Here is a 12,946-nt window from a genome sequence, read left to right on the forward strand (position 1 = left end):
CGGTTTGGTGCAGTGGGCGGGCAGGTTTTGCGCGCCAGCCCTGTGCAGCTATGGCCTAATAGCGGGCTTTTCTTTTTCTTTTCACTTTTAGCGGAGGCCTCCCATGGGCAACAAAATCGTCACCGAAGCAGATCGCAAGCGCACCCCCCGTCCCCAGACGCCCAACGGCGTGACCCTGGGCACCCCTGGCCGTGGCCAGCGCGTGAGCCTGGAGCGCGGCGTGGCTACACGCAGCAAGAAGAACCCTGGCAAGCGCTCCAAGAAGGGCGGCTGATCGCCGCTGGCAGGGGCGCCTGGCGCCCCCTGCACACTACAAGCCCTCTTTGCAGAGGGCTTTTTTTTGGGAGAACGTACGGTGGACGACAAGGTTTTGCTGCTGCTCAACACCAGCGTGGGTCACAGCCCGGCGCTGCTGTGGGGCGCGCGGTGGGTGTCGCAGGAGCTGTCGTGGCTGCTCTGGGGGGCGCTGGCGCTGTCTGGCGTGGCGGCCCCGGGGCGCTGGCGCCGGGTGGCCTGGCGGGCGCTGACCAGCATGGCACTGGCCTGGGCATTGGCCAGTGCGATCAAGGCGCTGTGGCCGGTGCCGCGCCCGTTTGCGCTGGGCTTGGGCACGGCCTGGGTGGAGCAGGCGGCCAACGCCTCGTTTCCCAGCGTGCACACCAGTCTGGCGTTTGCCGTGGCGCTGAGCGTGTGGCGCAGCGGGCCGCGTTCTGGCGTGGCGCTGGTGTTGTTGGGGTGCGCGCTGCTGGTGGCGTGGAGCCGCATCGCCCTGGGGCTGCATTTTCCGCGCGATGTGCTGGCGGGGGCACTGCTGGGCGCAGCGTGCGCCTGGGCCTGCGCCGGGCGGTGGCCCGCACCGCCAGCAGATGGCGCTACAGCGGGCACCGAACACTCCACACCGCGCGGGTGATGGCGGCAGTCAGCTGTTTTCTTGCAGGATGCCCCGGCTTTTCAGGCGGTAAAGCATTTGCGGACGGGTGATTCCCAGTAGCCTGGCGGCGGCTGCGACATTCCCACGGGCTGAATCGATGGCGCGCCGCAGCAGCATGGTTTCGATCTCGTCGAGTGATACGTTGTCTGCCGATGAATCGTTTTCGCCCAGCAGCAGGCCGTTGACGCGCCGGGTGACACGATCGATGTCGCTGTGTTCTGTCTGCACCGGCGAGGGCGAAGCCGGGCTGACCGACACCAGCTTGCCTTCGCCGTTGATGGCATACCGCTGGTCGCTGAACTGCTCGCCACAGGAAAACAGCTGGGGGGCGTCAATGGCCTCGCCGTCGCTGGCCAGAATCACGCCACGCTCGATGATGTTTTCCAGCTCACGCACGTTGCCGGGCCAGTCGTAGGACAGCATGGCATCGACCGCACGCTGGGTAAAGCCGGTCAGATGGCGCTCGTGGCGCAGGTTGAACCGGGCCAGAAAGTGGGCCATCAGCAGCGGGATGTCTTCGCGCCGCTCGCGCAGCGGCGGGATGCGAATCGGAAACACGTTCAGCCGGAAGAACAGGTCTTCACGGAAGTTGCCCGCCTTGACTTCTTCGCGCAGATCGACGTTGGTGGCCGCAATCACGCGCACATTGATCTTGCGGGTGGAGGAGTCGCCCACGCGCTCCACTTCGCCCTCTTGCAATACCCGCAGCAGCTTGCTTTGCGCGCCAAAACTCAGGGTGCCGATTTCATCCAGAAACAGGGTGCCGCCATCGGCGCGCTCAAAGCGGCCCTGGCGGCTTTGGCTGGCACCAGTAAACGCACCGCGTTCGACGCCAAACAGCTCGGATTCGATCAGATTCTCAGGGATGGCCGCGCAACTCAGGGCGATAAAAGGTTTGGCGTGGCGTGAACTCCAGCGATGCAGCATGCGGGCAAACACTTCTTTGCCCACGCCGCTTTCCCCCAGCAGCAGCGCCGTGGCCTGGGTGGGGGCCACTTTCTTGATCAGATGCAGCACGGCGTTAAAGCCTGGCGAAATACCCACCGGGTGGTCCAGATCGCCCGTGGCCGTGACCGGGCGGGCCGTGACGCTGGGCTGGCGTGCCAGTGGCATCGGGCGGCTGGTGACCGTCTCGGGCATCAGAAAGCGCATGTCTTTTCTGGACTCTTCATCCCAGTCTTCCACCAGCTTGCCGACGATGCGGCAGGTCATGTGGCCCATGGACAGGCATTCGACTTCACGGTAGAGCACGGGCCTGCCCATGAATTCGGTGGAATAACCCGAGGCGTAGCCCGTTTGCATCCAGCAGGCGGGATCGGTATCGACCACGAAGTGCCGCATGTGTTCTTCGTCCTCGACCGAACTGGTCCAGAGAAACTCGCCGTAGTGGATGCCGCGCTCGATGTCGATGGTGAGCCGGATCACTTCAGAGCGGCCTATGCCGCCGAGGCAATGCATTTGCGGGCCGACGGCAAACATGTCGTTGAGTGATGCCTTGATGCGCACCTTGCGTGCCAGTTGCGCATCGCAGACGCCAGCGCAATAGCCCATGCGCATCATGAAGCCGCGCGCGGCGTCTGTGCCCACATGTTCGATCAGCTCCTTGCGCAGCGCACCCAGTGCTTTGGCATGCACCAGCAGCATGCGCTGGTCATCCAGCCAGATCCTGCCGTCGCTGGTGGAAAAGTGCAGGCGCCCCATCAGATCGACCAGATTGGGGAAGCGCACCTTGTCGATCTCGGCATTGCTGGCGTTGAAGACCGTGCGGTTGCCATGCGGCAGTGGCGGGGCTGGCGCAATGCTGGGGGCTACGCGCGATTCGGTCGATCGCGTGTTCTTGGCGGGTGTGGCTTTCGAGTTCAAGGCAGCGCTTCAGTGAAAAGAAGATATTGGGTCTTCATGGTTGTCTCTATCGAGGCTGCATTTTGGTGGCTTGTCTGGCGGGGTGCAAGCCATGCCATTTTTCCTGGGTGCTGGGGCGGATAAGCACCATTATTTTGACAGGCTGCCTGGATTCAGGCTGTGCATGGGCTGCACTATTGGTGGCTGAATCAAAAGATACATATTACACCGCAGCCCTCTGGGCGATGTGATTCATTTGGTTCATTGGGTTCTTTGCTTTTCTAGGTGTAAACCCTGGGTTGATTTTTGTTTTATCTCTATATGCCTGTGGATTACTTTGTTTTTTTAGTGGTAATCCCTAGGTTTTGAGGCCGTTTTGGGCCATTTTCAGAGGGGGAGTGCCTGTGGCTGCGCAGGCCGTCAAAGCTGGCACGTCGATTGCAATGAATGCATTGCTTAGATCGACATGGTTGGAATGTGGTGGAGAGCTTGCTAAGCGCTGATGGCTGATTTTGGTTTGATCATGTGAAATTTAAAAAGGCAAGGAGACATGATGAATTCAGTTTTGAAGAAGGTGCGTATTTCGCCAGGTTGTCCGATTCGTTACCGATTGCCCCGCAGTATTGAAGTGGGGTTGCATGAATTTGCCGCTGGCGTGGCTGTATCTAAAAAGATATCGAATCATTTTTAAAAAAGAGAGCAGGAGATCAGAGTGAAAAATAATCAAGACAACTTGGCCAAGATGAACCAGTTGGAATCCATGCTTGAAGATGATCCCGTCAAGCACGTCTATCGGCTCGACCGTGCAGCCTTTACCGACGAAGAGCTGTTCGAGATGGAGATGAAGTACATCTTCGAAGGCAACTGGGTTTTTCTGGGCCATGAAAGCCAGCTGCCCAACATCAACGACTACCTCACGGTGTACATCGGTCGCCAGCAGGTGGTGATCACGCGCAGCAAAGACGGCAAGCTCAACGCCTTTGCCAACACATGTACCCACCGTGGTGCCACGCTGGCACGCCACAAAAAGGGCAACAAGTCCAGTTTCACTTGCCCGTTCCACGGCTGGACGTTCAACAACGCGGGCAAGCTGCTCAAGGTCAAAGACCAGAGCGCCGATGCCGGTTACCCGCCCAGCTTTAACCATGAAGGCAGCCACGACTTGGTGCGCATCGGTGCCTTTGACAGCTACCGTGGCTTCCTGTTCGGCAGCATCAACGCCGACGTGCTGCCCCTGGCCGAGCACCTGGGCGAAGCCGCCAAGATCATCGACATGATCGTGGACCAGTCGCCCGAAGGCATCGAAGTGCTGCGCGGCACGTCCACCTACACCTTTGATGCCAACTGGAAGCTGCAAGCTGAAAACGGCGCTGATGGCTACCACGTGACCGCCGTCCACTGGAACTACGCCGCCACCACGGGCCGCCGTGGTGCCGATGGCAAGGTGGACACCATCAAGGCCATGAGCGCTGGCAAATGGGCGCAGCAAGGCGGTGGCTCTTATTCCTTCAAGCATGGCCACATCCTGCTGTGGACCAACTGGGCCAACCCGGAAGACCGTCCGCTGTGGGCCAAGCGCGCCGAGTGGGTAGAAAAGTTTGGCGAAGACCGTGCCGACTGGATGCTGCGCAAGTCGCGCAACCTGTGCCTGTACCCCAACGTGTACCTGATGGACCAGTTCAGCTCGCAGATCCGCACCATCCGCCCGATCTCGGTCAACCAGAGCGAAGCCACCATTTACTGCATCGCGCCCAAGGGCGAACCCGCCGAGGCACGTGCCCGCCGCCTGCGCCAGTACGAAGACTTCTTCAACGCCACCGGCATGGCCACACCCGACGACCTGGAGGAGTTCCGTGCCTGCCAGACCGGCTTTGAGGCCAGCATCGTCAAGTGGAATGACATGAGCCGTGGTGCCACGCACTGGGTCAGGGGGCCGGACGCCACCGCCGACCTGATCGGACTCAAGCCCGAGCTGAGCTGCGTCAAGACCGAAGACGAGGGCTTGTACATCGGCCAGCACGAGTACTGGCTTGAAACCATGAAAAAAGCGTGCGCCGCAGAACAAAAGCAAGGAGAAAAATAATGTTGTCCTACGAATCCATTCAAACCTTTTTGTACCAGGAAGCGCGCGCCCTTGACGATCGCCGCTGGGATGACTGGCTGGCGTTTTACGCACCGGATGCCAACTTCCACATGCCTGCCTGGGACGACGACGGCGGGCTCACCACAGACCCGCAAAAAGAGGTTTCGCTGATCTATTACCCCAGCCGTGCCGGTCTGGAAGACCGCATCTTCCGCATCGAAACCGAGCGTGCTGCCTCTGCCATTCCAGACACCCGCACCGGCCACGCGCTGAGCAACATCGAAGTGCTCAAGCAGGACGAAAACAGCATTGAAGTGCGCTTCAACTGGACCACCCATGCCTATCGCTACAACATTGTCGATACGTACTTTGGCTACTCCATCTACACCATCAACACCTCGGGTGAGACGCCGCTGATCCAGCGCAAGTACGTGGTGCTGAAGAACGATCGCATCCACCACTGGCTCGACGTCTATCACATCTGATAGCGAATTGCCACTTCTCAGAGGAAACGATTCCATGTCTTACAACATTGCGCTTCAGTTCGAGGACGGTGTCTCGCGCATCATTTCTTGTGATGCCGATGAACTGGTTTGCGATGCCGCTTACCGGGCCAAGATCAACATCCCGCTCGATTGCCGGGATGGTGCTTGCGGTACCTGCAAGTGCCATTGCGAAAGTGGCAGTTTCACCATGGGCGTCTATATCGAAGACGCCATGACCGACGAAGAGGCCGATCAAGGCTATGTGCTCACCTGCCAGATGAAGCCCACTTCCGATTGCGTCATCAAGGTGCCGGCTTCGTCGGCGGCTTGCAAGACGGAAGTCGGCACGCACGGCAGCCATTTGCAGAGCATCAACCGCGACTCCGCCACTACGGTGTCGTTCACGGTGAAGTCCGAGCTGCCGGTGGCCTTTTTGCCAGGGCAGTACGTCAATCTGCTGGTGCCCGGCAGCAAGGACACGCGCTCGTACTCTTTCAGCTCGGCGCCCAACCGGCTGGAGCAATCCTTTCTGATCCGCGATGTGCCCGACGGCATGATGAGCACCTTCATGCGCCACAAGGCGCAGGTGGGTGACTTCATGATGTTCACCGGGCCGTATGGCAGCTTTTACCTGCGCCCGGTGCAGCGACCCGTGCTGATGCTGGCCGGTGGCACGGGTTTGGCACCGTTTTTGTCCATGCTGCTGTGGCTCAAGGACAACCCGCCAGCGCACCCCATCCGCCTGGCCTACGGCGTTAATACCAACGACGACCTGGTCGAGCTGGAGCAGCTCAATGCGCTCAAGGCGGCCCTGCCTGACTTTGATTACTTCACCACGGTGGTCGATGCCGCCAGTGGTCACCCCAAACAGGGCTATGTGACCAGCCACCTGTCGGCCCACGACCTGCATGATGGCAACGTCGATGTCTATGTGTGCGGCCCACCGCCCATGGTTGAAGGCGTGCGCAAGTGGATGGCGGGCGTGGGCGTACAGCCCCAGAACTTCCTGTTCGAAAAATTTTCTTCCACCAACGAGACGGGGGCCGCATGAGCCACGCACACCGATTTACTGGCAAGGTGGTGATTGTCACGGGCGCGGCCCAGGGCATTGGCCAGGGCGTGGCGCAGCGTGTAGCCGCCGAAGGGGGCAGCGTACTGGCCGTGGACCGCTCTGACCTGGTCAAGGACACCGTGGCCGAGATTACTGCGGCTGGCGGCAAGGCGGCTGCCTTTGAGGCCGATCTGGAAACCTTTGCCGGTGCCCAGGCCATGGTGGCCGAGTGCCTGAAGTTGTACAAGCGCGTCGATGTGCTGATCAACAACGTGGGCGGCACCATCTGGGCCAAGCCTTTCGAGCACTATGAGGAAGCACAGATTGAGGCCGAGGTTCGGCGCTCCCTGTTCCCGACCCTGTGGTGCTGCCGCGCCGTGCTGCCGGCCATGCTCAAGAAAAAGAAGGGCGTGATCGTCAACGTTTCGTCGATTGCCACGCGCGGGGTCAACCGGGTGCCCTATGCGGCGGCCAAGGGCGGTGTCAACGCCCTGACGGCATCGCTGGCCATGGAGCACACGCAAAACGGCATTCGCATCAACGCCACCGCCCCTGGTGGCACCGAGGCGCCGCCCCGCAAGATTCCGCGCAATGCCGCCAAGCAAACCCGGCAGGAAAAAGTCTGGTACCAGGCCATCGTGGACCAGACCAAAGCCTCCAGCCTGATGCACCGCTACGGCACGCTGGACGAGCAGATTGCGCCGATTTTGTTCTTTGCCTCGGATGAGTCGTCCTACATCACCGGCACGGTGCTGCCGGTGGGCGGCGGCGATCTGGGCTGATGCACTGGGCGCCGACCATGTTTTTCGACACCCATCCCAAAGTCAGCGTGGAGATTGCCCAGTCGGGCGAGATCTATGCCTGCGCCACCAACGAGAACCTGCTCAAGGGCATGCTCAAGCTGGGTCGCAAGGGCATACCGGCGGGCTGCGTCAGCGGTGGCTGTGGCGTGTGCAAGGTGCGCATCGTGTCGGGGCAAGTGCAATCGTGCGGGCCGATCAGCCGGGCGCATGTCTCTATCGAAGAAGAGGCACAAGGCATCACCCTGGCCTGTCGCGTGACCCCGGTCACGGCAGTCCGGCTGGAGGTGGCAGGCAGGCTGCTCAAGCCTTTTTCCAGGAAGCCCGCCCCAGCGGCGGATTCCACACCAATCTGACAATTGACATACCAACAGGAGATAGCAATGGGCGTTATGCGAATTGGCCACGTCAGCATCAAAGTGATGGACATGGCGGCTGCCGTCAAGCACTACGAAGAAGTGCTTGGCATGAAAACCACCCTGCAAGACGAGCACGGCAACGTGTACCTCAAGTGCTGGGACGAGTGGGACAAGTACTCCCTGGTTCTGACCCCCTCAGACCGCGCGGGCATCAACCACGTGGCCTACAAGGTGCGCCGCGAAGCCGACCTGGATGCGCTGCAACAGCGCATTGAAGCGTATGGCATTGCCACCGAGATGCTGGCCGAAGGCACCATGCCCGCCACGGGCCGTGTGCTCAAGTTCAACCTGCCCAGCACGCACGAAATGCGCCTGTACGCCACCAAGGAGTACGTGGGCACCGATGTGGGCACCACCAACCCTGACCCGTGGCCCGATGACCTCAAAGGCGCTGGTGCCCACTGGCTGGACCACCTGCTGCTGATGTGCGAGCTCAACCCCGCTGAAGGCATCAACCGCGTGGCCGAGAACACCAAGTTCATGTCGGAAGTGCTGGACTTCGGTTTGTCGGAGCAGGTGCTGGTGGGCCCCGAGGGCAACATCCAGGCCGCGACCTGGATGTTCCGCACCACCACGCCGCACGACATCGCGTTTGTGGGCGGCCCGACCAACGGTTTGCACCACATCTCGTTCTTTCTCGACTCGTGGCACGACGTGCTCAAGGCTGCCGACGTCATGGCCAAGAAGAAGGTCAAGATCGACGTGGCCCCCACACGCCACGGCATCACGCGCGGCGAAACCATCTACTTCTTTGACCCCAGCGGCAACCGCAACGAAACCTTTGCCGGCCTGGGCTACCTCGCGCAGCCCGACCGCCCCGTGACCACCTGGACGGAAGATAAGCTTGGCTCCGGAATTTTCTATCACACCGGCGAACTGGTGTCCTCTTTCACTGAGGTGTACACCTGATCGTCGGCCACCTTCACACCCAACGACACGAACTTATGGACAACTTTCCTAGCTCTTCCGGTACCCGCAGCGTAGGCCAGCGGTTGATTGATGTGCTGGCCGCCAGCGATGCGGTGCGCGCCAGCGTGGCCTATGCGCAAGCGCTGGGCGTGGCCGTCAACGTGGCGGTGGTGGATGTCAGCGGTGTGCAGGTGGCGTTTTTGCGCATGCCGGGTGCGCCGCTGCACTCCATCGACATCGCCATCGACAAGGCCTACACCGCAGCCAGCTTTGGGCTGGCCACATCGCAGTGGCACAAAGTCCTGCAAGAACATTCGCCAGCCGTGCGCGAGGGCCTCGTGCTGCGCCCGCGCTTTGTCGCCTTTGGCGGTGGACTGCCGATTCTGGAGAACGGCTTGCGCATCGGTGGCATCGGGGTTTCCGGTGGCTCCGAGCAGGAAGATGAAGCCATCGCCCAGGCCGGGCTCAAGGCCATTGGCCTGGCTTAACCCCTTCAACTGCATCACTTTGATCACACCATGAAACAGATCCTGAACTTCATCAACGGCGAGTACGTCGGCAATGCCAGTGGCAAGACCTACGAAAAGCGCAACCCGGTCGATAACTCGCTGATCGGCATGGTGCATGAGGCGGGCCAGCCCGAGGTCGATGCTGCCGTGGCCGCTGCCCGTGCTGCGCTGCACGGCCCCTGGGGCAAGCTCTCGGTGGTCGAGCGCTGCGCCATGCTCGATGGTCTGGTGGCCGAGATCAACCACCGTTTTGATGACTTCTTGCAGGCCGAAATTGCCGACACCGGCAAGCCCGCCCACCTGGCCTCGCACATCGACATTCCGCGCGGTGCAGCCAACTTCAAGATTTTTACCGACACCATCAAGAACGTCTCTACCGAGTCTTTCGAGATGCGCACCCCCGATGGCAAAACCGCCCGCAGCTACGGCGTGCGCACGCCGCGCGGCGTGATCGCCATCATCTGCCCCTGGAACCTGCCACTCTTGCTGATGACCTGGAAGGCCGGCCCCGCGCTGGCCTGCGGCAACACCGTGGTGGTCAAGCCCTCGGAGGCCACGCCCAGCACCGCCACGCTCTTGGGCGAGGTGATGAACAAGGTGGGCGTGCCCCCCGGCGTGTACAACGTGGTCAACGGCTTTGGTACCAACTCGGCAGGCTCCTTCCTCACGGCCCACCCCGGTGTGAATGGCGTTACCTTCACGGGCGAAACCAAAACCGGCACCGCCATCATGAAGGCCGCTGCCGATGGCATCCGCCCGGTGTCGCTGGAGCTGGGTGGCAAGAACGCTGCCGTGGTGTTTGCCGACTGCGACTTCGACAATGCCGTCAACACCGTGACCCGTTCGGTGTTTGAAAACTGCGGCCAGGTCTGCCTGGGCACCGAGCGCGTGTACGTGGAGCGCCCCATCTTCGACAAGTTTGTGGCTGCCCTCAAGGTCAAGGCCGAAACCATGAAGCCTGGCCGCCCCTTTGACCCCGACACCAAGATTGGCCCGCTGGTCAGCAAGGTTCACCAGAAGAAGGTGCTGTCGTACTACGCCAAAGCCAAGGAAGAGGGCGCCACCGTCGTCTTTGGCGGCGGCGTGCCCGACATGCCCGACGACCTGAAAGACGGCTGCTGGGTGCAGCCCACCATTTGGACGGGCCTGCCCGAAACGGCCAGCGTGGTGCGCGAAGAAATCTTTGGCCCCTGCTGCCACATCCAGCCCTTCGACACCGAAGAAGAAGCCGTGCGCATGGCCAACGACACCCAGTACGGCCTGGCCACCTCCATCTACACGCAAGACATCGGCCGCGCCAGCCGCCTGGCCACGCAGATCGAAGTGGGCCTGTGCTGGATCAACAGCTGGTTCCTGCGCGACCTGCGCACGCCGTTTGGTGGCTCCAAGCAGTCGGGCATTGGCCGCGAGGGCGGCGTGCATTCGCTGGAGTTCTATACCGAGCTGCGCAACGTGATGATCAAGTACTGATCGCCCGGTGTGCCCACAGCGGCAGGGCCGTGCAGCCACGGCTGTGACCTGCTGCTGTTGAATTGCTCACTTTTTGATAGCTGCTAGCGCTTGGTGTGCAAGCGCTAGAGGCTGAAAACACCATTATTTCTTTACCCACCTACCGGATGGAACCGCAATGGATGCAAAACTGATTGAAACCCTGGGCGACGAGCTGTACCAGGCCATGACGACCCAGACCGTGGTCGATCCGCTCACCAGCCGCTACCCCGACATCACCATCGAAAACGCCTACCACGTGCAGCAGCGCATGGTGGCGCGCCGCGTGCAGGCGGGTGAGCGCGTGGTGGGCAAGAAAATCGGCGTCACCTCGGCGGCGGTCATGAACATGCTGGGCGTGTACCAACCCGATTTTGGTTATCTGCTGGACGGCATGATCTACAACGAGGGCGACGCCATCGACACCTCCACGCTGATCCAGCCCAAGGCCGAGGGCGAAATCGCCTTCATCCTGAAAAAAGACCTGATGGGCCCCGGCATCAGCAACGCCGACGTGCTGGCCGCCACCGAATGCGTGATGCCGTGCTTCGAGATCGTCGATTCGCGCATCCGCGACTGGAAGATCAAGATCCAGGACACCGTGGCCGACAACGCCTCCTGCGGCGTGTTTGTGCTGGGCGACCGCGCGGTGGACCCCCGCCGCATCGACCTGTCCACCTGCGGCATGGTGCTGGAGAAAAACGGCGAAATCATCGGCACCGGCGCGGGCGCTGCCGCGCTGGGCTCGCCCGTGAACGCGGTGACTTGGTTGGTCAACACGCTGGGCCGCCTGGGCATTGGCATGAAGGCGGGCGAAGTGATCTTGTCGGGCGCCCTGGCGGCCATGTCGCCAGCCAAGGCGGGCGACAACTTCCGCGTCTCCATCGGCGGGCTGGGCAACTGCTCGGTGCGCTTCTCCTGAGCGTGTAGGTAGCCAGACCATGGCCACAGCCGTTCACCCCTCTGCCAGCGCCGTCACCGTGCTGGTGTCGCGCCGCGTCAAGCCCGGGCACGAGGCCGAGTTTATGCAAGCCGCCGATGCCATGACCGCAGCGGCCAGCCGGTTTGCGGGCTATCTGGGTGGACACCTGGTGCGCCCCGAGGCCGATGCCGACGAGCAAGAGCACAACCTGTTCCACACGGTGTTTGCCTTTGACAACCCCGCGCACCTGCAAGCCTGGCAAACCTCGCCCGAGCGCATGCGGTGCCTGGAGGCGATGGCCGCACACACCTTCAGCAGCAGCAAACTGCGCGAGGTCAGCGGCCTGGGGCATTGGTTTGCGACTGCGGGGGCACCGGCACACCAGCCACCGCCGCGCTGGAAGGTGGCGGTGGTGACCTGGTTGGGCATTTGCCCCACGGTATTCATGTTGTTTCTGGTGGTGGCCCCGTGGCTGGAGCGCTGGCCGCTGCTGCCGCGCGTGATGGTCATCACCGCCTTGGTGGTGCTGATCATGACCTGGGTCGTGGCGCCCCGGCTCACCGCCTGGCTCAAACCTTTTTTGTACCCGCCTGCGCGCGACAACACCTGACAAGGACTTGGTATGGATCTTTTACTCAAAGGCAAACGTGCTCTGGTCACCGGCTCCACCTCCGGCATTGGCTGGGCCAGTGCCCGTGAACTGGCCGCTGAGGGCGCCCATGTGGTGCTCAGTGGCCGCGACCCAGCCCGGCTGGCCAGCGCCGTAGCGCGCATCCAGGCCGAGGTGGCCGGTGCCGTGGTGAGCGGGGTGGTGGCCGATTTGTCCACCGCCGCCGGTTGCCAGCAATTGCTGGACGGCGCTGGCGAGCTGGACATTCTGGTCAACAACCTGGGCATCTTCGAGCCCAAGCCGTTCGAGCAGATTGGCGACGAGGACTGGACGCGCTTTTTCGAGGTCAACGTGATGAGCGGCGTGCGCCTGTCGCGCCACCACCTGCCGCGCATGAAGGCGCGCAACTGGGGCCGCATCGTGTTCATCTCCAGCGAGTCGGGCATTTGCCCGCCTGCTGAAATGGTGCATTACGGCATGAGCAAGTCGGCCCAGCTGTCGGTATCACGCGGCCTGGCAGAAACCTGCATCGGCACCGGCGTCACCGTCAACAGCGTGCTGCCCGGCCCGACCCGCACCGAAGGCGTGGGTGACTTTTTTGCCACGCTGGCACGCGATGCCGGCCAAACGCTGGAGCAAGCCGAACACGACTTTTTCAAGTTTGCCCGGCCCACCTCGCTGCTGCAGCGTTTCATCGAGCCAGCAGAAATCGCCGCCATGGTGACTTACGTCTGTAGCCCGCGCTCCGCTGCCACCAATGGCGCTGCGCTGCACGTCGAAGGCGGCGTGGTGCGCTCTCTTATTTATTAATTAGAAACAAAACGACTTGAAATATTTCTGATTACCCGGATGTTGTCTTGATGAAACTGACCGACATGAGAAAGCTCAGTCCTGCGG

Annotated in this window: 14 protein-coding genes; 13 read left to right on the forward strand and 1 reads right to left on the reverse strand. The window is 61.7% G+C overall.

Features of this window, described 5'->3' with window-relative positions; genetic code table 11:
• The first annotated feature begins 103 nt into the window (after positions 1-103).
• Positions 104-274, forward strand: coding sequence for a hypothetical protein (locus EV674_RS17390; protein ID WP_165887084.1), 171 nt, complete (start codon positions 104-106; stop codon positions 272-274).
• Between the two features lie 66 nt (positions 275-340).
• On the forward strand, positions 341-910 hold the full coding sequence (locus EV674_RS08800; RefSeq protein ID WP_157983679.1) for a phosphatase PAP2 family protein: 570 nt from the start codon (positions 341-343) through the stop codon (positions 908-910).
• A gap of 9 nt (positions 911-919) precedes the next feature.
• Here the strand turns inward: EV674_RS08800 and EV674_RS08805 are convergent, their stop codons facing one another.
• A complete protein-coding gene (locus tag EV674_RS08805; RefSeq protein ID WP_241524924.1) occupies positions 920-2,794 on the reverse strand; it encodes a sigma-54-dependent Fis family transcriptional regulator in 1,875 nt (624 codons plus the stop codon).
• A 721-nt stretch (positions 2,795-3,515) separates the two neighbouring features.
• Here EV674_RS08805 and benA point away from each other — a divergent pair.
• The 11 genes from benA (at position 3,516) to EV674_RS08860 (ending at position 12,859) form a co-directional block, all read left to right on the forward strand.
• Positions 3,516-4,856, forward strand: coding sequence for a benzoate 1,2-dioxygenase large subunit (benA, locus tag EV674_RS08810; RefSeq protein WP_119013177.1), 1,341 nt, complete (start codon positions 3,516-3,518; stop codon positions 4,854-4,856).
• Positions 4,856-5,341 (forward strand): benzoate 1,2-dioxygenase small subunit, encoded by a 486-nt coding sequence (benB, locus tag EV674_RS08815; RefSeq protein ID WP_193552687.1) that lies wholly within the window; start codon positions 4,856-4,858, stop codon positions 5,339-5,341. Before benA ends, benB begins: the two co-directional genes overlap by 1 nt.
• A 34-nt stretch (positions 5,342-5,375) precedes the next feature.
• Positions 5,376-6,392 carry a benzoate 1,2-dioxygenase electron transfer component BenC gene (gene benC, locus EV674_RS08820; RefSeq protein ID WP_119013113.1) on the forward strand — a complete coding sequence of 339 codons (1,017 nt, stop codon included), beginning with the start codon at positions 5,376-5,378 and terminating at the stop codon, positions 6,390-6,392.
• Positions 6,389-7,174: a 1,6-dihydroxycyclohexa-2,4-diene-1-carboxylate dehydrogenase gene (locus tag EV674_RS08825; RefSeq protein WP_119013112.1), complete on the forward strand. Its 786-nt coding sequence runs from the start codon at positions 6,389-6,391 to the stop codon at positions 7,172-7,174. The genes benC and EV674_RS08825 overlap by 4 nt, the downstream gene beginning before the upstream one ends.
• Before the next feature lie 17 nt (positions 7,175-7,191).
• On the forward strand, positions 7,192-7,548 hold the full coding sequence (locus EV674_RS08830) for a 2Fe-2S iron-sulfur cluster-binding protein (RefSeq protein WP_119013175.1): 357 nt from the start codon (positions 7,192-7,194) through the stop codon (positions 7,546-7,548).
• A gap of 27 nt (positions 7,549-7,575) precedes the next feature.
• On the forward strand, positions 7,576-8,520 hold the full coding sequence (locus tag EV674_RS08835; RefSeq protein WP_119013111.1) for a catechol 2,3-dioxygenase: 945 nt from the start codon (positions 7,576-7,578) through the stop codon (positions 8,518-8,520).
• A gap of 35 nt (positions 8,521-8,555) precedes the next feature.
• Positions 8,556-9,008 carry a GlcG/HbpS family heme-binding protein gene (locus EV674_RS08840; protein WP_119013110.1) on the forward strand — a complete coding sequence of 151 codons (453 nt, stop codon included), beginning with the start codon at positions 8,556-8,558 and terminating at the stop codon, positions 9,006-9,008.
• A 30-nt stretch (positions 9,009-9,038) separates the two neighbouring features.
• A complete protein-coding gene (locus EV674_RS08845; protein WP_119013109.1) occupies positions 9,039-10,499 on the forward strand; it encodes a 2-hydroxymuconic semialdehyde dehydrogenase in 1,461 nt (486 codons plus the stop codon).
• 157 nt (positions 10,500-10,656) lie between these two features.
• Entirely contained in the window at positions 10,657-11,439 is a 783-nt protein-coding gene (gene dmpE / locus EV674_RS08850; RefSeq protein WP_119013108.1) for a 2-oxopent-4-enoate hydratase, read from the forward strand.
• A 19-nt stretch (positions 11,440-11,458) separates the two neighbouring features.
• Positions 11,459-12,049 (forward strand): antibiotic biosynthesis monooxygenase, encoded by a 591-nt coding sequence (locus tag EV674_RS08855; protein ID WP_119013107.1) that lies wholly within the window; start codon positions 11,459-11,461, stop codon positions 12,047-12,049.
• Positions 12,050-12,061: 12 nt separating this feature from the next.
• On the forward strand, positions 12,062-12,859 hold the full coding sequence (locus EV674_RS08860) for an SDR family NAD(P)-dependent oxidoreductase (protein WP_119013106.1): 798 nt from the start codon (positions 12,062-12,064) through the stop codon (positions 12,857-12,859).
• Positions 12,860-12,946: the final 87 nt, after the last annotated feature.

The sequence above is a fragment of the Simplicispira metamorpha genome, from assembly GCF_004341365.1.
Lineage (GTDB): Bacteria > Pseudomonadota > Gammaproteobacteria > Burkholderiales > Burkholderiaceae_C > Simplicispira > Simplicispira metamorpha.